Source organism: Lacibacterium aquatile (genome assembly GCF_042683105.1).
Taxonomy (GTDB): Bacteria; Pseudomonadota; Alphaproteobacteria; order Elsterales; family Elsteraceae; genus Lacibacterium; species Lacibacterium aquatile.
Genome location: NZ_JBHUIP010000010.1, coordinates 74,641 through 91,799 on the forward strand (window position 1 = coordinate 74,641; position 17,159 = coordinate 91,799).

At 62.1% G+C, this 17,159-nt stretch carries 17 protein-coding genes and 2 riboswitches; of the genes, 11 read left to right on the forward strand and 6 right to left on the reverse strand.

Going from position 1 to position 17,159, the window contains the following annotated elements:
- Positions 1-15: 15 nt before the first annotated feature.
- A complete protein-coding gene (locus tag ACFSM5_RS10635) occupies positions 16-477 on the forward strand; it encodes a hypothetical protein (protein ID WP_379876343.1) in 462 nt (153 codons plus the stop codon).
- Here ACFSM5_RS10635 and ACFSM5_RS10640 read toward each other — a convergent pair.
- The 5 genes from ACFSM5_RS10640 to ACFSM5_RS10660 all read right to left on the reverse strand — a co-directional run bounded on the left by ACFSM5_RS10640 (position 474) and on the right by ACFSM5_RS10660 (position 4,434).
- Complete coding sequence (locus ACFSM5_RS10640) at positions 474-839, reverse strand: histidine triad nucleotide-binding protein (RefSeq protein WP_379876344.1); 366 nt, start codon at positions 837-839, stop codon at positions 474-476. The genes ACFSM5_RS10635 and ACFSM5_RS10640 overlap by 4 nt on opposite strands.
- A gap of 94 nt (positions 840-933) precedes the next feature.
- The gene (locus tag ACFSM5_RS10645) at positions 934-1,254 is read right to left on the reverse strand and encodes a phosphoribosyl-ATP diphosphatase (protein ID WP_379876346.1); all 321 of its coding nucleotides are present in this window, start codon (positions 1,252-1,254) and stop codon (positions 934-936) included.
- Between the two features lie 400 nt (positions 1,255-1,654).
- Entirely contained in the window at positions 1,655-2,449 is a 795-nt protein-coding gene (locus ACFSM5_RS10650) for a coiled-coil domain-containing protein (RefSeq protein WP_379876347.1), read from the reverse strand.
- 29 nt (positions 2,450-2,478) lie between these two features.
- Positions 2,479-2,889, reverse strand: a complete 411-nt coding sequence (locus tag ACFSM5_RS10655; RefSeq protein WP_379876348.1) for a DUF350 domain-containing protein — start codon at positions 2,887-2,889, stop codon at positions 2,479-2,481.
- A gap of 9 nt (positions 2,890-2,898) precedes the next feature.
- The gene (locus tag ACFSM5_RS10660; RefSeq protein ID WP_379876349.1) at positions 2,899-4,434 is read right to left on the reverse strand and encodes a DUF2491 family protein; all 1,536 of its coding nucleotides are present in this window, start codon (positions 4,432-4,434) and stop codon (positions 2,899-2,901) included.
- Between the two features lie 126 nt (positions 4,435-4,560).
- Here ACFSM5_RS10660 and ACFSM5_RS10665 point away from each other — a divergent pair, with 126 nt between their 5' ends.
- The 3 genes from ACFSM5_RS10665 to ACFSM5_RS10675 all read left to right on the forward strand — a co-directional run bounded on the left by ACFSM5_RS10665 (position 4,561) and on the right by ACFSM5_RS10675 (position 7,908).
- Positions 4,561-5,616, forward strand: coding sequence for a glycerophosphodiester phosphodiesterase (locus ACFSM5_RS10665; protein WP_379876350.1), 1,056 nt, complete (start codon positions 4,561-4,563; stop codon positions 5,614-5,616).
- Between the two features lie 192 nt (positions 5,617-5,808).
- Positions 5,809-6,318: a GAF domain-containing protein gene (locus ACFSM5_RS10670; protein ID WP_379876351.1), complete on the forward strand. Its 510-nt coding sequence runs from the start codon at positions 5,809-5,811 to the stop codon at positions 6,316-6,318.
- A gap of 15 nt (positions 6,319-6,333) precedes the next feature.
- A complete protein-coding gene (locus ACFSM5_RS10675) occupies positions 6,334-7,908 on the forward strand; it encodes an ABC transporter substrate-binding protein (protein WP_379876352.1) in 1,575 nt (524 codons plus the stop codon).
- A gap of 145 nt (positions 7,909-8,053) precedes the next feature.
- Here ACFSM5_RS10675 and ACFSM5_RS10680 read toward each other — a convergent pair whose 3' ends face one another.
- On the reverse strand, positions 8,054-8,551 hold the full coding sequence (locus tag ACFSM5_RS10680; protein WP_379876353.1) for a DUF3828 domain-containing protein: 498 nt from the start codon (positions 8,549-8,551) through the stop codon (positions 8,054-8,056).
- Positions 8,552-8,665: 114 nt separating this feature from the next.
- On the opposite strand from ACFSM5_RS10680, the gene ACFSM5_RS10685 reads away from it, so the two are divergent.
- From ACFSM5_RS10685 to tldD, 7 genes are all read left to right on the forward strand, one after another.
- Complete coding sequence (locus ACFSM5_RS10685) at positions 8,666-9,103, forward strand: hypothetical protein (protein WP_379876354.1); 438 nt, start codon at positions 8,666-8,668, stop codon at positions 9,101-9,103.
- Between the two features lie 44 nt (positions 9,104-9,147).
- A complete protein-coding gene (locus ACFSM5_RS10690; RefSeq protein WP_379876355.1) occupies positions 9,148-10,659 on the forward strand; it encodes a UbiD family decarboxylase in 1,512 nt (503 codons plus the stop codon).
- Between the two features lie 72 nt (positions 10,660-10,731).
- Positions 10,732-10,832: riboswitch (glycine riboswitch) on the forward strand.
- Position 10,833: 1 nt separating this feature from the next.
- A riboswitch (glycine riboswitch) is annotated at positions 10,834-10,928 on the forward strand.
- A 66-nt stretch (positions 10,929-10,994) separates the two neighbouring features.
- Complete coding sequence (gcvT, locus tag ACFSM5_RS10695; protein WP_379876356.1) at positions 10,995-12,104, forward strand: glycine cleavage system aminomethyltransferase GcvT; 1,110 nt, start codon at positions 10,995-10,997, stop codon at positions 12,102-12,104.
- Positions 12,105-12,129: 25 nt separating this feature from the next.
- Entirely contained in the window at positions 12,130-12,495 is a 366-nt protein-coding gene (gcvH, locus tag ACFSM5_RS10700; RefSeq protein ID WP_379876357.1) for a glycine cleavage system protein GcvH, read from the forward strand.
- 8 nt (positions 12,496-12,503) lie between these two features.
- The gene (gcvPA, locus tag ACFSM5_RS10705; RefSeq protein ID WP_379876358.1) at positions 12,504-13,850 is read left to right on the forward strand and encodes an aminomethyl-transferring glycine dehydrogenase subunit GcvPA; all 1,347 of its coding nucleotides are present in this window, start codon (positions 12,504-12,506) and stop codon (positions 13,848-13,850) included.
- The gene (gene gcvPB / locus ACFSM5_RS10710; RefSeq protein ID WP_379876359.1) at positions 13,847-15,415 is read left to right on the forward strand and encodes an aminomethyl-transferring glycine dehydrogenase subunit GcvPB; all 1,569 of its coding nucleotides are present in this window, start codon (positions 13,847-13,849) and stop codon (positions 15,413-15,415) included. Before gcvPA ends, gcvPB begins: the two co-directional genes overlap by 4 nt.
- A 73-nt stretch (positions 15,416-15,488) precedes the next feature.
- The gene (tldD, locus tag ACFSM5_RS10715; protein WP_379876360.1) at positions 15,489-16,928 is read left to right on the forward strand and encodes a metalloprotease TldD; all 1,440 of its coding nucleotides are present in this window, start codon (positions 15,489-15,491) and stop codon (positions 16,926-16,928) included.
- The last annotated feature ends 231 nt before the right edge of the window (positions 16,929-17,159 follow it).

Consider the following 17,159-nt stretch of genomic DNA (forward strand, 5'->3'; position numbering starts at 1 on the left):
CAGCGGAGCAGCCCCATGCTGGACCGTTTGGTGCGCCTGTCTTCCAAACCGCTTGGCGAGGCCGTCGAGCATGCGCTCCAGCGGGGGCTGAAACGCCTGTTGCTCTGGAGTCTCACCGCCACCTCGCTCGGCGCGCTGGCGGTGCTGGGACTCGTCTACCTCTTCAACGGGGTGCGCCTGATGCTGGAGCGGCACATGCTGCCCGGTGAGGCGGCCCTGGTGATGGCGGCCATCGCCTTCACGCTGGTCGCCCTCGGCTGCCTGTGTTTTGCCGCAGGCGGCCGATCATCGCCCCGTGCGTTACCGATACCTCTGACGGCGCCTCCGGCACCCCGCCCGCAGCTGACGGAGATGCTGGCTGCCGAAGTTCAGCGTCACCCAGTGCAGTCGACCCTGGCGGCAGGCGTTCTGGGGGTGGCCCTGGGCGCAAACCCCGAACTCTCGAAACAACTCAAAGATCTGCTCAAAAGCCTTTAGGCTGGACGGCAGATCATGGGGCCGAGCGGCGCGCCGCCCAGGATGTGCATGTGAAAATGCGGCACTTCCTGGTTGGCGTTTTCGCCTGCATTGGAGATCAGGCGATAGCCCCCTGCCGCAATGCCGATGTCTGCCGAAATCTTGGCTATGGCCTGGAAGAATTCCTGCGTCTCAGCCGCGCTGGCCTTTTCGCCGAAATCTTGGGCCGATACATAGGCGCCTTTGGGGATCACCAGAATATGGTGTGGAGCCTTTGGGCCGATATCGTGAAAGGCGAGCACATGCTCGCTTTCGAACACCTTCTTACAAGGAATTTCCCCGCGCAGGATACGGGCGAAGATATTCGACGGATCGTAGCTCACCGAGGCTCTCCCCAAGGATGGTCACAGGCCGAGATGATGGGGCAAGCGACAGGGGGGATGCAAGCTTAGGAGGGGGGCAGGAGAGGCCGAGCGATTAATCCGGCTCTTTGGAGACGTGGACGTAGCCCGGAATCCCTTCGCGCGCGGCGAGTTCGGCCCAGATCTCCGACGGCTTCACTTCCTGGTCGGCCCAGAGGATCAGCAGGTGATAGAGGAGATCTGCGCTTTCAGAGACGAGGCGCTTCTTCTTGCCGCGCACCGCTTCGATCAGCGCTTCGACTGCTTCCTCGCCGACTTTCTGGGCGATCTTATGGGTGCCGCGGTCGAACATCTTGGCGGTATAGGAGGTTTCCGGATCGGCGCCCCGACGGCTTTCGATCACGGTATAAAGGCGCTCAAGAATTGCGGCGTCCATGGGAGCAGCTTTCGGCATTAGGCAACAGAATCCAGGGCTGGGGACTGTACGCCGCGAACGGCCCAGTCGTATGACGATTTTGTTGCAGTTTGATGAAAAAAAATCTCACGTCCAGTCGTATTTCCGACAGGGCGCGCACCAAACGAAACAAATCGCATCTCAGCCGAAAGAATGCGCGGCTTTCGGAGGGCGGTGCCGTTGCTCTACGCGGATTGGCCACACGAGATCCCGCATCAAGTGCGGGATGACGAGATCTTGTTTGTTCTCTTTTGGCTGTAGAAGCGAAGGCGGGAGGAGTCAGATGCTAGGCGCTTGCCGGCACAGGCGCGGAGCGGACTTTGGTCCGTGAGCACCGAGCACGGCAAGCAACGACGCAGATGACCCCTCCCGCCGAGCGACGCTATTCGGGTTTGGGGAGGGCCTTGGCGGCTTCCGGCCCCCGCAGGGCGGCCAGACGCGAAGTCAGGTCCGTCACCTGGGTCTTGCCCGAAGCAGCTTTGAGGGCAGCTTCGATGTTCGGGTCCGACTGTTCGGGCTTGGAGACCGACAACAGCTTGGCCTTGGCGAGCTGGGCTTCGGCTTCGATCCGGTCGCGGTCAGCCGCTTCCTTCATCGCCTTGACGGCGACGCCAAGACCATCGGTTGCGGTCGAAAGACCGGCGGCGCGACGGGCGGCCTCGGACTGGCGTTCAGCGGCCGAGCGCTGTTGTTCAGCACGTTGCATATCACGCTGAGCGCGTTCCATGTCGGCACGGGCGGAGCGCAGCTTCTTGCCTGCCTCGTCATAAGTTTCCTGAAGCTGGGCCAGGAAAGCGGCGGCATCGACGGCATCCTGCTTCTCGCGTTCGATATCCGGCGCCATCTCTTCCAGCATCGTCAACAGGGTGGCGAGGCTGTGTCCCAGGTCGTTCTTGCGGGCGGCATCGTCGGTGGCGTGGATCTGCTTATCCAGCTGCTCGGCAGCGGCCAGACGCTGACCATAGAGCGCCTCGATAGCGGCAGCTTCCTTCTGCTCCTTATCCAGCGCCAGACGGGCCTGGGCGACCTGACGGCCCAGTTCGTCCAGATGCTGTTCCATGGTGCGCAGTTCGGCCTCGGTCGCGGCCTTGGGGTCCCAACGGACCAGCGCCTCGATACCCGATTTCACGGCCTGATTGGCTTTGACGCCCATGAGGTTTTTGAAGAAGGCGAACATGTGAGCCTCTTAAAGTCGATGGAGTGGAATTAGCCGAGCAGCGCGGCAGCATTGAGGAGGGCAGCGGCGATCTGCCAGCCGCCCAGGGTGATGGCGGCAGCATTCTCGCCCGCTTCGATGCGGGCTTTCAGGTTCGGCAGCGCCAGGGAGGCGGCGACGAACACCAGAAGCTGCACGATCAGGCCGACCGCGCCCCAGATCAGAATATCGACCAGGGAGAGCGAAGTTGCGAGCGTCGCCGCAATGGGCATGGCCAGGGCGACGGCGGTGGTCGCCATGACGGTAGCGGCGGCGCTATTCCCTTCGGCCACCAGTTCGCGTTCGCGGAACGGCGTCAACCACAGATGGATGATGGCGCCGACAACCAGCAGGATGGAGGCTGCAGCCAGATGCAGCAGAAGCAGCGGCAGGCCGGAGGTCAAAGCTTCGATGGCGGACATGTCGTAACCCTACGCAAGGCCAAGGGAGGCCGGATTGATATCGATGCCGACATGCAGTTCGACCCAGGCCTCGGAGTCGGTTTCAGCGGCGGAGATCAGAAGATATTCGGCAGTCGGCGCGGGCGCCGGAAGGCCGGTTTCACGACCATATAGCATGGCTTGCAGGTCGCGCTGGCCAGCACCGTCCAGGCGTTCACGGGTTTCGGTGAACTTGATCGGATCCACCCGGTCGCCGCCCTGGGCCCACATGCGACCGTAAAGCTGCCCGTCCTTCGACTGGAACTCGTGCCAGCCGATCATGCCTTCGTCCTCATTGAGCCAGAAATCCCATTCGCCGTCATCGGCCGGGTGCACTTCATCCAGCGGCGCAAAATAGCGCGCGCCTGCGGGTTGGCCGTCCTTATCGAGCGAAACCTCGACAAAGGCGCCATTCCCGCCCGACAGATAGAGGCGATAAAGCGTTGCCGAGGTACCAACGACCGTGGAAACAGCTTCCACATCGGCGCGGGCGGGCGGCGTCCGCAGGGTCGTCTGCGGTCCCAGCAGCAGGAAGGGCGAGGGATCGATTTGCAACGGCATGCCGACGCGGAACCAGTCCGGGCGATAGGGGCCGTCGTTGCCGAACTTGCGCTTCAGAATGTCGGCGGCAGGCTTCAGGGGTCCGATGAGCATGGCGCTTCCAGCATTTTGATTGGCGGCGGCCCGGCGGCCGATCCGCTTATAGAGGATCCAACCGGCAAAACCGGCGAGACCAAGAAGGATGATCCAGCCGAAATCGCCATCCTCTTCCGCCGGAGCCGGGACGGCGATGTCAGGCGGCAGATAGTTCTCGTCACGCGGCTGCCCGCTTTGGGCGGCGACCTGACCGTCGAGCTGCGCGAGCTTGGCTTTCAGATCGGCATTGTCGGCCGCCAGCTTGTCGGCCTCGGCGCGCCATTGCTGCACGCCGGGATCATTGGCGTGATTGTGGAAAAAGGCACCGCGCGACGGGTTGCTGAGACTATCCAGCATGAACCACAGCATCGCGGCATCCCAGATGCCGAAGCGGCTGGGGGAACCATAAGTATAGCGCGGCGGCGCATAGCTATAGGCAGGCGCATTGTCCCGGCGCGGGATGGAATAGCTGTTGCCGCTCTGGATCGGGGCGGCAGGAGTCGTGGCCTGCGGGGTGCGGCTGGCGCGGTAACTTTCCAACGAGGAGCGCGAGGAGGAACGCGCGATATCCCGGTCGCTGGCCGACAGCGACGGCGTGCGGGCCGTACTGGTCGAGCCGCTGCCCGGCCGCGCATAACCACCCGATGAGGAGGACGAGGAGCTACGGCTGCTGCTCGCCGAGGGGGTGCGGCTCGATGACGAGCTGGGCCGTGAATAACCACCGCTGGAACGCGACGAGGAACGCCGGGCCTCCGCTTCCTCTGTGGTGATGAAACTGACCGCCGTGACGAGCGGCAGGACAGGATGGGCCAGCGTCAGAACGGCGGATAGCAGCACCGCTGCCAGTTTCCGTCGGCCGGGTGTTTCTTTGGGGGCACCCTTTTGTTGCACCAGTTTCCTCACACCTTCTTGAAGCGTCGGCACTATATCGTCGCACTCGGCCCGCGTCTGCCGTCTTGACGCAAGGACCTGACACATGGGTTGCTCAAGCTCATAACAAAAGGGGATTTCACGGCGATGAAAGCGAAAATCGGCACCTGGACCACTCTTGCCGCGCTCTGGCTAGCCGCCCCCCTGATGGCAGCGCCTTTGCCGACCCTGGACGGCACGCCGCCACTGGTTATCGGTCATCGTGGCGCCTCGGCCGAGCGGCCCGAACATACGCTGGCGTCATATCTGCGCGCGATCGAGGTAGGGGCGGATTTTGTCGAACCCGATCTGGTGATGACCAAGGACAATCATCTCGTTACTCGGCATGAGCCCGAGATCGGCCTGACCACCGATGCGCCCGCGAAATTCCCCGACCGCAAGCGCACCGCCATGATCGACGGCAAGCCGGTCGAGGGCTGGTTTGCCGAAGACTTCACCCTGGCCGAACTCAAGACCCTGCGCGCGATCCAGCCGCACCCCGACCGCTCCAAGGAGTATGACGGCCAGTTCGAGATCCCGACCCTGCAGGAGGTGATCGATCTGGTGCGCGCCGAGGAGAAGAAACGCGGCCGCACCATCGGCATCTATCCCGAAACCAAGCACCCGACCTATTTCGCGCAGATGGGTAAGGATATGAACACCGTGCTGCTAGATATCCTCAGAAGAAACTATTTCCACCACTCCAGCGACGCAGTTTTTATTCAATCCTTTGAGATTTCAAATCTCAAAGATCTATCCAAAAGAAGCAAACACAAATTAATTCAGCTACTTGGAAACGAAAGCTCAACACCGTACGATCAAATAATTAATGGCAGTAAAAAAACATATCGAGACATGATGAATCCCGACGGCTTAGCCGAAATTGCGAAATATGCTTATGGCATTGGCCCATCTAAGACATCGATTATACCGATCGATAAAGATGGAAGAACTATGCCGCGCTCGAGTTTGGTGGGATGGGCTCACAAGGCAGGACTTAGAGTTTACCCTTATACGTTCCGTAGTGAACCAAGACATTTACCTGCTGAATATCGAAATGATCTGACTGAAGAAATGAAGCGTTTTTTTGCCCTCGGAGTTGACGGAATATTCACCGACGAACCCGCCACCGGCGTCAAGGCGCGGGCGGAGATGGGAAAGTGAGAAGCTTCCATCGCTGGTCTTGAAGAGAAGGGTAAGCTTTTGGAAGGGCTGGAGCCTTTTGGTCTCAATCTCATCCCCAGCTACGCGGTGAAAATGGCAGTTTCATTACCCTTCCGCTTCCGGTTTCGCTGTTAACCTTTGCACAAAAGCGTTTAGTGTTTTTGGGACGCTTACCCAGAAACAGGAAACGCCGTGACGTCCTTTTCCGCGCCCGATGCCAAAATCGAAGCTTTTCTGTCGCTCGCCCGTGCCATCGCGGCGGGTGGCGGAAGCGATGCCGCCTTCAAGGCCGCGGAGGACAGCTTCCGCGCCGCCATCGGCTTCACGCTTTTTACCGTCATGCTCTATGACGAAGGCCACAAGAACAGCGTGCGCTTCTATTCCAGCGATACCGGCAACTATCCGGTCGGCGGCGCCAAGCCCATGGATCGCAACGCCTATTATCAGCATGTCGTCGTGGAAGGCCGTGCCTTCGTCGCCAATACGCCCGACGAATGGAAGCCCTTCTATGTCGATTACGAGAAGGTGTTCGCGCTGGGTCTGCGGTCGGCCGTGAATGTGCCGATCCGCCTGAACGGCCGCACCGTCGGATCGGTCAATATCTTGCATAGCGACCGGCCCTATACCCAGGAAGATGCGATCTTCGGCCAAGGTCTGGCGACGCTTCTGGGCACTGCTTTGAATGACCTCATCACCGGTTAAGGGGAGATATCCGCGATGAAGAAACTGCTCTGGGCGACCGCCCTGTCGCTATCGATGATGGGGGGCACGGCAGCCCTGGCGGCGACCCCGTCGGGTGTGCTGGTCGTTGCCAAAAATATCGACGATATCGTGACCATCGATCCGGCCACGGCCTATGAATTCTCGTCCGGCGAGATCGTCGCCAATACCTACGACCGTCTGGTCCAGTACGAGCCCGAAGATCCCGAAAAGCTGGTCGGCGGCCTTGCCGAGAGCTGGAAGGTGTCGGATGACGGCAAGACCATCACCTTCACCCTGCGCAGCGCGAAGTTCCAGAGCGGCAATCCGGTGCGCCCGGAAGACGTGATCGAAAGCTTCCGCCGTGTGCTGACGCTTAATAAATCGCCAGCCTTCATCCTGACCCAGCTTGGCTGGACCAAGGACAACCTCGACACCCTGGTCAAGAAGGTGTCGGACAAGGAAGTGGCGCTCACCCACACCGGCGCCTTCGGCCCGGCCTTCTTCCTGAACGTGCTTGCAGCCCGTCCGGCATCGGTCGTCGATTCGGTCGAGGTTGCCAAACATGTCGTCAACAACGACATGGGCCATGCTTGGCTGAATGGCCAGTCGGCGGGCAGCGGCCCGTTCAAAATGACCAAATATGCCGCCAGCGAAAGCGTCACCCTGCAGGCGAACAAGGACTACTTCCGCGGCGCGCCCAAGCTTAATGTCAGCATTCAGCACATGAAGGAAGTGGGCACCCAGCGCGTCATGCTGGAAAAGCAGGACATCGATATCGCGCGCGGCATGGGCTCGGACCAGATCAAGGCCCTGCGCGGCAAGGCCGATATCACCATCGGCGAATATCCGCAGGCGGCCGTGCATTTCGTGTCGCTGAACCAGAAGACCCCCGGCCTGCAGAACCCGGCCTTGTGGGAAGCGATGCGCTATCTGGTCGATTACGACGGGATCGCGAACAAGCTGCTGGCAGGCCAGATGGCCGTGCATCAGGCCTTCTGGCCCAAGGGCTTCCCTGGCGCGCTGAACGACACGCCGTTCAAGTCCGATCCGGCCAAGGCCAAGGAGATCCTTGACAAGGCGGGCCTCAAGGATCTGTCCTTCGATATGGACGTGATCTCCTCGGCCCCGTTCCTGGAGATCGCACAGTCGATCCAGGCGACCATGGGCGCAGCAGGCATCAAGCTGAACCTCGTCCCCGGCACCGGCGCGCAGGTCATCACCAAGTACCGCAACCGTACCCACCAGATGATGCTGCTCTATTGGGGCCCGGACTTCATCGATCCGCATTCGAACGCCAAGGCCTTTGCCTATAACGTCGATAATGCCGACGACAAATATCAGAGCACCACGACCTGGCGGAACGCCTGGCTGGTGCCCGAACTGTCGGAACGCACCATGGCGGCGCTGAAGGAAAGCGATCCGGCCAAGCGCCTGAAGATGTACTACGACCTGCAGAAGGACGTGCAGGCCCAGGGTCCGATCATCGTCATGTTCCAGGCCCAGGATCAGGTCGCCATGCGGTCGAACGTCAAGGGCTACGTCCATGGCGCGACCTCGGATCTGATCTTCTACCGGAATGTGACGAAATAGAAGAAAGCTTCCCGAGAAACCTCGTCATCCCATGGCTTGGCCATGGGATCTCCTGTTGGCAAGCCGCGTCGAAAATCGAACGGAGTTCGGCCACACGAGATCCCCGGATCAAGTCCGGGGATGACGGTTCTTGTTTGAAAAACCGTTACTCAGCCGTGGGCTCCAGCATCTCCGTCAGGCGCCAACCGACCGTGAACTTGCTACCCTTGGGCTCGCCGCCTTCCATTTCATCGATCTTCCAGGTCCCGCCTTCCTGAATGAAGGTGAAGCGCACGCCCATCGGCCCCATATTGTCGAAACTCGCCACGACGACAGCCTTGCCGCCCGACCGACTTTTTTCGGCAATGGCGAATTTCTTCAGCGACCAATCCTGCGCATTGATCAGAATGTCGAAATCGACATTGCAGACACCCTCTTCCCGCGTCTGACAGTCGAATTCGGATTGGATCGCCTTAGCCAGCGATTTGCTCGCCTGGGCCAGAACCGCATCCATGGAACCGGGCGTGTCCGTCCGCTCAGCCCGAGGATCGTCGAGGTAGGGCTTATAGAGTCTCTGGACGATATCTTTGGGTGATGCGGGCGACTGCGCCCAGACCGGATGCGCTGCCAGAACCAGCACCGCACACAGGAAAAGTCTTTTCATCGCCCAACCCCCCATTGTCCTGCGGCAATCTATCACGAAGCAGCGCTCCCCCCTTGACCTCAATGAGGTTCCGGTGATTTCTGCCCCTGACGTTTTGACCCAAGGAGACTCTCGATGGAAGATTTCGCCCCCCGTTTCGAGAGGATCGGCCCGCCGCTGGAAGAATATGCGGAGGAGCATAATCTGACGATCGAGCGCTATTATCACGACGCCCCGGTCTGGGGCCTGTGTTTTGGCCACCCCGAGGGCGGCAGCGCGAAGATCGACATCACCCATACCGAGGGCGCCAGCTTCAAGATCCAGAGCACCTGGTGGGTCGATGACTACGACAGCTTCACCCGCAGCCTGAAGCGGGTAGAGGACGTATCCTTCGACGAGACGACCGGCGACATCATCCCCCTGGTCGACCGGCTGATCCGCGAAATTCTGTCCTTTGCTCCGGGCTACTGGACCGAGGTCAAAACCGGCTATAAAGGCGTCTGGGACAAGGTCTGGACCAAGGAACAGTTCGCCCAGGTGATGATCATGTGGGATCTGCCTGAGTACGACTGATCCTCGCGTTCTGCCCTTAATCTGTTTCCCGCCGGAGTTTCCCGATGCCCTATGCCAGCCTGCGCGATTTCATGGACCGCCTCGAGCGTGAAGGCCGCCTTGTCCGTGTGACCGAACCGGTGTCGCCGGTGCTGGAGATGACGGAGATCCAGACGCGCCTGCTGGCCGAAGGTGGCCCGGCGGTGCTGTTCGAGAATGTCGTCGACGAGGCGTCGGGCAAGCGCTGGGACATGCCGGTGCTGGTCAATCTGTTCGGCACCGTGGAGCGCGTCGCCTGGGGCATGGACCGCGAGCCGGATCAGCTGCGCGGCGTCGGCGAAACCCTGGCTTTCCTGCGCCAGCCCGAACCGCCGGGTGGCTGGCGCGAAGCGCTGGAGATGCTGCCGCTGCTCAAAACCGTCATGGCGATGAAGCCCAAGACGGTCTCCAAGGCGCCTTGCCAGGAAGTCGTGCTGACGGGTGACGAGATCGATCTGTCGAAACTGCCGGTGCAAACCTGCTGGCCGGGGGAACCGGCGCCGCTGATCACCTGGCCGCTGGTCGTGACCAAGGGGCCCGGCAATACCAAGGAAGATGGCTTCAACCTCGGCATCTACCGCATGCAGGTGACGGGCAAAAATACGACGCTGATGCGCTGGCTGAAACATCGCGGCGGCGCCCAGCATTACCGCCGCTGGGGCGCCGAGAAGCGCGAGCCTCTGCCCGCCGCCGTGGTCATTGGCGCCGATCCCGGCACGATCCTGGCCGCCGTGACGCCGGTGCCGGATACCCTGTCGGAATATCAGTTCGCAGGCCTGCTGCGCGGCAAGAAGGTCGAGTTGGTCGACTGCAAGACCGTGCCGCTGAAAGTCCCGGCCGAAGCTGAGATCATCCTGGAAGGCTATGTATCGCTGGATGAGTTCGGCGACGAAGGCCCTTACGGCGACCACACTGGCTATTACAACGCGGTGGAGCCCTTCCCAGTCTTCACGGTGACCGCCGTCACCATGCGCAAGAAGCCCATCTACCTATCGACCTTTACTGGCCGTCCGCCCGATGAGCCGTCCGTGCTGGGCGAGGCGCTGAACGAGGTGTTTGTGCCGCTGATCCAGCAGCAGTTCCCGGAGATCGTCGACTTCTGGCTACCGCCCGAGGGTTGTTCGTATCGGATTGCCGTCGTCTCGATCAAGAAGGCCTACCCCGGCCATGCCAAGCGCGTGATGATGGGCGTCTGGTCGTACCTGCGGCAGTTCATGTACACGAAGTGGGTCATCATCGTGGATGACGACATCAACTGCCGGGACTGGAAAGACGTCATGTGGGCGATCTCCACCCGCATGGACCCGGTGCGCGACATCACCACGATGGAAGGCACACCCATCGACTATCTCGACTTCGCCTCGCCCGAGGATGGGCTGGGCGGCAAGGTCGGGCTCGACGCCACCAACAAATGGCCGCCTGAAACCAAACGCGAATGGGGCACCAAGATCGCGATGGATAAGGATGTGGTGAAAAAAGTCGACGAGATCTGGGGCAAGCTCGGCCTGCCGGGGAGCGGGAAGGCTATCTGGAAGTAAGCGGCATCTTCCGAATCGCCGACAGTTCTGTTGACTCGCGCGGCACTTCGCGTAGTTTGGCCCCCAGGTCAGACGATCCCCATGGAAGAGACCGTTCGTCCCGTCAGGGATAGGACGGCGCCGAAGGCGCAACCGCCCCGGAAACGCTCAGGCAAAAGGACCGTGGGGGGATGGCCGCTCTGGAAAGTGACGGGCAGGATCCGTCCACCGACGAGGTAAACCGGCTTCCCTGGGGCCGGTAATCTTTCAGGTCCAGGAGACAGAGGGGGCGCCAACGCTGGATTCCATCCGGCGATAAGAGCGCTTGACCCCTAAGGTTTCCGAAGGACCGCCGCATGACCGACGAGATCATTCACAAAACCGCCCTGCACGCCCTCCATGTCGAGCTTGGCGCCCGCATGGTGCCGTTCGCCGGTTACGACATGCCCGTGCAATATCCCACCGGCATCATGACCGAGCATAATTGGACGCGCGAGAACGCGGGCCTGTTCGATGTCTCGCACATGGGTCAGGTCACCCTGCGCGGTGAAGATCCGGCCAAGGCCCTGGAAGCCCTGGTCCCCGGCGACATCCAGGCCCTGAAGGAAGGCCGCACCCGCTATACAATGTTCACCAATGCCGAGGGCGGTATCCTCGACGATCTGATGGTGACCAAGATCGACCAGAACACGCTGTTCGTGGTCGTGAACGCCGCCTGCAAGGCGCAGGACATCGCGCTGATGGTCGCAGGGCTGCAGGGCGTCGATATCGAAGTGCATGAGACCCGCGCCCTGCTGGCGCTCCAGGGGCCCAAGGCCAAGGACGTGATGGCACGTCTGGCCCCGGGCAGCCAGGAGATGGTGTTCCTGTCGTCGAAGTCGCTGTCGGTTGGCGGCCTCAAGGCGTTTGTCACCCGCTCGGGCTATACCGGCGAGGATGGCTGGGAAATCTCGGTCGCCGCCGAAGACGCCGTACCGCTGGCCCGCGCCCTGCTGGCCGATCTGTCCGTGAAGCCCATTGGTCTTGGGGCCCGCGACAGCCTGCGCCTGGAAGCCGGTCTCTGCCTCTATGGCCATGACATCGACACCACGACCAGCCCGATTGAAGCCGATCTGAAGTGGACGATCTCCAAGCGTCGCCGGGAAGATGGTGGCTTCCCCGGTGCTGCCATCGTGCAGAAACATCTGGCTGAAGGCGTGTCGCGCCTGCGCGTCGGTATCAAGCCGGAGGGCCGCGCGCCTGCCCGTGAACACACGGCGGTTTTCGCTGACGAAGCCCTGACCCAGAAGATCGGCGAAGTGACCAGCGGCGGCTTTGGCCCGACCGTCAATGGCCCGGTCGCCATGGGCTATGTCGCAACGGCGCAGTCCGCTGTCGGCACCAAGATTTTCCTGGAAGTGCGAGGCAAGGCGCTGCCCGCCAGCGTCGCCGCCCTTCCGTTCACCCCCCATAATTATCAACGCTAAGAAACTCAAGGCTCGGAGAACCCTCATGCTGAAATTCACCACCGATCACGAATGGGTCCGCGTCGAAGGCGATGTCGCCACCTGCGGCATCACCGATTTTGCGCAAGGCCAGCTGGGCGATGTCGTCTATGTCGAACTGCCCGCCGTTGGCGCCAAGCTTGCCAAGGGCAAGGAAGCCGCCGTTGTCGAGAGCGTCAAGGCAGCCTCCGACGTCTATGCCCCGGTTTCGGGCGAGATCGTGGAAGTGAACGACGCCCTGACCGGCGAACCCGCCCTGGTCAATTCGGGTGCCGAAGGCGACGGCTGGTTCTTCAAGATCCGCCTGTCGAACACGGGCGAGCTCGATGGTCTGATGGACCTCGCCGCCTATAAAGCCCACACCGGGGAGTAGTCTTTTAAATGCGTTATCTCCCCCTGACCGAGGTTGACCGCCGCGACATGCTGGCGGTCATCGGCGCGCCCAGCGTCGAAGCCCTCTTCAAGGACGTGCCCGCCGCGGCCCGCCGCACCGGCCCCGTCGATCTGCCGATGCATGCCGGTGAGCTTGAGGTTCACCGGCAGTTGGCCGCCATGGCCGACAAGAATATCGCTGGCGGTACGGTGCCCTTCTTCGTCGGTGCCGGTGCCTATCGCCACCATGTGCCCTCCTCGGTCGATTACCTGATCCAGCGTGGCGAGTTCCTGACCGCCTATACGCCCTATCAGCCGGAAATCGCCCAGGGCACCCTGCAGGTGCTGTTCGAATTCCAGACCCAGGTCGCGCTGCTGACCGGCATGGATGTGGCCAACGCCTCGATGTACGACGGCTCCACCGCCTGCGTCGAAGCCGTGCAGATGGCCAACCGCGTCACCCGACGCACCAAGGCGCTGCTGTCGGGCGGTCTGCATCCGCATTATGCCGAGATCGTCGAGACCCACGCCAAATACGGCGGCTTCACCGTCGTGAAGGGCGCGCCGGACTTTGCCGGGACCGAAGATCTCATCGCCCAGATCGATGGCGAGACGTCTTGCGTCGTGGTGCAGAACCCGAACTTCTTTGGCCGTCTGCGCGATCTGACCAAGCTGGCCGAGGCTGCCCATGCCAAGGGCGCGCTGCTGATCGTGGCCGTCACCGAAGTCGTGTCGCTGGGCGCTATCACCCCGCCGGGTGAAATGGGTGCCGATATCGTGGTTGCCGAAGGCCAGTCCATCGGCTCGGGCCTCAACTTCGGCGGCCCCTATGTCGGCCTCTTCGCGACCAAGGACAAATACGTCCGTCAGATGCCGGGGCGCCTGTGCGGTGAAACCGTCGATGCCGACGGCAAGCGCGGTTTCGTGCTGACCCTGTCGACCCGCGAGCAGCATATCCGCCGCGAGAAGGCGACCAGCAACATCTGCACGAACGCCGGTCTCTGCGCCCTCGCCTTCACCATCCATCTGTCGCTCCTGGGCGAGGATGGGCTGACGCAGCTGGCAAGCCTCAACCATGCCGCAGCCTCTCGTCTGGCTGATAAGCTGGCCGGTGTGAAGGGTGTCGAGGTGCTGGCCGATGCCTTCTTCAACGAATTCACGGTGAAGCTCTCCAAGCCCGCCGCTGAGGTCGTCGAAGCGCTGGCTGCCAAGAAGATCCTGGCCGGTGTCCCGGCTTCGCGTCTCATCCCGAACGACAAGAGCGTCGAGAACCTGCTGGTGATCGCCGCGACCGAATGCACGACCGACGCCGATATGGATGCGTTGGTCGCCGGTCTGAAAGAGGTGCTCGCATGACCATCGACCGCAGCCAGGGCCGCGTGGCCCGCGACGGCGTGGAAGCCGCCGCCGATGTGGTGACCTTTACCGGCAACCGGGGTCTGCAGCTTGAAGAAAAGCTGATCTTCGAACAGGGCGAGGCCGGGCGCTGCGGCGTCGATCTGCCCGCAGCCCCCAAGCACACGGCCAAGCTCGGCGGCCTTGCCCGCAAGGGCGGGGTCGGCCTGCCGGGTCTGGCGGAACCGCAGGTGGTGCGTCACTACACCCGCCTGTCGCAGAAGAACTACGGCATCGATAGCGGTTTCTTCCCGCTCGGTTCCTGCACGATGAAGCATAATCCGCGCTTGAACGAGCGGATGGCCCGCCTGCCGGGCTTTGGCGATATCCATCCGCTGCAGCCGGTTTCGACCGTGCAGGGCGCGCTGGAGCTGATCGATACCCTGGCCCATTGGCTGAAAACCCTGACCGGCATGCCTGCCGTCGCCATGTCTCCGGCTGCCGGTGCCCATGGCGAACTGTGCGGCATGGTCGCGATCAAGGCCGCGCTCGAAGCCCGTGGCGAAGGCCATCGTACCCGCGTGCTGGTGCCCGAAAGCGCCCATGGCACCAATCCGGCGACCGCCGCCGTGATCGGCTTCACCGTCGATCCGATCCCCGCGACCGAGGCTGGTCGCGTCGATCTCGCCGCCTTCAAGGCCAAGCTGGGTCCGGACGTGGCGGCGATCATGCTGACCAACCCGAATACCTGCGGGTTGTTCGAAGGCGACATCCGCGAGATCGCCGACGCGATCCACGAAGCGGGCGGCTATTTCTACTGCGACGGCGCCAACTTCAACGCCATCGTCGGCCGCGTGCGTCCGGGCGACCTGGGCGTCGACTGCATGCACATCAACCTGCACAAGACCTTCTCCACCCCCCATGGCGGTGGCGGTCCGGGTTCGGGTCCCGTGGTGCTGTCGGAGCGTCTGGCTGCCTATGCCCCACTACCCTGGACGATCCTCAAGGACGGCAAGTTCCAGGTGCTGGAACAGGCCGAGGGCGAGGCCAAGGCTGCCTTTGGCCGCCTGAAGGCCTTCCATGGCCAGATGGGCATGTTCGTACGTGCGCTCGCCTATATGCTGAGCCATGGGGCCGATGGCCTGTGGCAGGTGTCGGGCGATGCGGTGCTGAACGCCAACTACATCCTGGCCAGCCTGAAGGACGTGATGACCGCGCCCTTCGAAGGGCCGTGCATGCATGAGGCGCTGTTCGACGATCGCTTCCTGGAAGGCACCGGAGTTTCGACCCTGGACTTCGCCAAGGCGCTGATCGACGAGGGCTATCATCCGATGACCATGTATTTCCCGCTGGTCGTCCATGGTGCCTTGCTGGTGGAGCCGACCGAGACCGAGGACAAGCAGACCCTCGACCTCTTCATCGGCACGCTGCGCAGCCTCGCGGAACGGGCTAAGGCCGGTGCAGCGGAAGAGTTTCATGCGGCTCCCCGTCTCACCCCGCGTCGCCGTCTCGACGAGACCTTGGCCGCGCGCAAGCCGGTTCTGCGCTGGAAACGTGCAGGTGATAACGCGATGGCCGCTGAATAACGCGGCAATCGTTGCTATATGAAGGGGAGGCGGGAAACTGCCTCCCCCTTTTCTTTGGACAAGAGTGCCAGCCATGACCGATCTCGCACTGACCGACCGCCTGTTTTATGACGCGACCGGCCTCGACCGGAAACGCGTCGAAGGTATCGCCAGCGATGCGCTGAAGGGCATGGAGGATGGCGAGCTTTATTTCGAGCATAGCCAGTCGGAAAGCTTCGCCCTCGATGACGGCAAGATCAAATCGGCCAGCTTCGATACCACCCAGGGTTTCGGCCTGCGTGCAGTGCTGGGTGAGATGACCGGCTATGCCCAGGCGTCGGTTCTGGACGAGGATGCGCTGAAGCGGGCGGCTGCGACGGTGCAGGCGGTGAAGTCGGGTCATAGCGGCACGGTGGAACTCTCGGGCGCTCCGGCAGCGACCAACCGCAGCCTCTATACGGATTCCAATCCGCTGTCGGCCGTTCCTTTCGAAAAGAAGATCAAGCTGCTGCAGCAGATCGACGCCTATGCACGCGGCAAGGACCCGCGCGTCCGGCAGGTTATGGCCTCGCTCTATGGTGAATGGTCGGCGGTGCAGATCGTGCGTGCCGACGGTACCCGCGCGGGCGACATCCGGCCACTGGTGCGCGTCAATGTCGCCATCGTGGTCGGTGACGGCGACCGGCAGGAAACGGGATCGAGCGGTGCCGGTGGCCGCACCCTCTATGACCTCTATCTCGAACCGGAAAACTGGCAGGCCCAGGTCGATGAAGCCCTGCGTCAGGCATTGGTCAATCTCGGCTCCATCTCGGCCCCGGCGGGCGAAATGACCGTCGTTCTTGGGCCGGGTTGGCCGGGCGTGCTGCTGCATGAAGCCGTGGGCCATGGGCTGGAGGGTGACTTCAACCGCAAGAAGACCAGTGCTTTCTCCGGCCTGCTGGGCCAGCGCGTCGCTTCACCCGGTGTGACCGTGGTCGATGATGGCACGCTCGAAGGGCGTCGCGGCTCGCTGACCATTGATGACGAAGGCACGCCCACGGGATGCACGGTCCTGATCGAGGACGGCATTCTGAAAGGCTATCTTCAGGATCGCATGAATGCGCGCCTGATGGGGGTGAAGCCCACCGGTAACGGTCGCCGCCAGAGCTTTGCCCACGCGCCGATGCCGCGGATGACCAATACTTTCATGGAACCCGGCAAGCATGACCCGGCGGAGATCCTCGCGTCGGTCAAGAACGGGCTTTATGCCGTGAACTTCGGTGGCGGGCAGGTGGATATCACCTCCGGCAAATATGTCTTCTCGGCCTCCGAAGCCTATCTGATCCAGGACGGCAAGATCGGCCCCGCCGTGAAGGGCGCGACCATCATCGGCAATGGCGCCGATAGCCTGACCCGCATCTCGATGATCGGGAACGATCTGAAGCTCGACAATGGCGTCGGCACCTGCGGCAAGGACGGCCAGTCGGTTCCGGTCGGTGTCGGTCAGCCGACCCTGCGCATTGATGCCATGACCGTGGGTGGGACGGCGGCTTAGGTATGCTATGGCCAGCTCGTCACCCCGGGACTTGATCCCGGGGGCTCCTCCGAGAGCATTTCTTTAAGAAGACTTGTCATCCTCGGGCTTGACCCGAGGATCCAGGGTGGTCGCCGAACTCCAGCTCTACGCGGTTTGCGGAAAGATGGATCCTCGGGTCAAGCCCGAGCAACTGTGTTGAGTTTGGTCAAGCGGGTATCATCAGGAAGGCCTTTTTGTCTCTGATTGCGG

What these genes read in the sequence shown, in the direction of transcription:
- ACFSM5_RS10675 (WP_379876352.1), top strand. Translation starts at nt 6,334, where the DNA reads ATGAAGAAACTGCTCTGGGCGACCGCCCTGTCGCTATCGATGATGGGG.
- gcvPA (WP_379876358.1), top strand. Translation starts at nt 12,504, where the DNA reads ATGCGTTATCTCCCCCTGACCGAGGTTGACCGCCGCGACATGCTGGCG.
- ACFSM5_RS10645 (WP_379876346.1), bottom strand. Translation starts at nt 1,254, where the DNA reads ATGGACGCCGCAATTCTTGAGCGCCTTTATACCGTGATCGAAAGCCGT.
- tldD (WP_379876360.1), top strand. Translation starts at nt 15,489, where the DNA reads ATGACCGATCTCGCACTGACCGACCGCCTGTTTTATGACGCGACCGGC.
- ACFSM5_RS10650 (WP_379876347.1), bottom strand. Translation starts at nt 2,449, where the DNA reads ATGTTCGCCTTCTTCAAAAACCTCATGGGCGTCAAAGCCAATCAGGCC.
- ACFSM5_RS10635 (WP_379876343.1), top strand. Translation starts at nt 16, where the DNA reads ATGCTGGACCGTTTGGTGCGCCTGTCTTCCAAACCGCTTGGCGAGGCC.
- gcvPB (WP_379876359.1), top strand. Translation starts at nt 13,847, where the DNA reads ATGACCATCGACCGCAGCCAGGGCCGCGTGGCCCGCGACGGCGTGGAA.
- ACFSM5_RS10690 (WP_379876355.1), top strand. Translation starts at nt 9,148, where the DNA reads ATGCCCTATGCCAGCCTGCGCGATTTCATGGACCGCCTCGAGCGTGAA.
- ACFSM5_RS10685 (WP_379876354.1), top strand. Translation starts at nt 8,666, where the DNA reads ATGGAAGATTTCGCCCCCCGTTTCGAGAGGATCGGCCCGCCGCTGGAA.
- gcvT (WP_379876356.1), top strand. Translation starts at nt 10,995, where the DNA reads ATGACCGACGAGATCATTCACAAAACCGCCCTGCACGCCCTCCATGTC.
- ACFSM5_RS10665 (WP_379876350.1), top strand. Translation starts at nt 4,561, where the DNA reads ATGAAAGCGAAAATCGGCACCTGGACCACTCTTGCCGCGCTCTGGCTA.
- ACFSM5_RS10655 (WP_379876348.1), bottom strand. Translation starts at nt 2,889, where the DNA reads ATGTCCGCCATCGAAGCTTTGACCTCCGGCCTGCCGCTGCTTCTGCTG.
- gcvH (WP_379876357.1), top strand. Translation starts at nt 12,130, where the DNA reads ATGCTGAAATTCACCACCGATCACGAATGGGTCCGCGTCGAAGGCGAT.
- ACFSM5_RS10680 (WP_379876353.1), bottom strand. Translation starts at nt 8,551, where the DNA reads ATGAAAAGACTTTTCCTGTGTGCGGTGCTGGTTCTGGCAGCGCATCCG.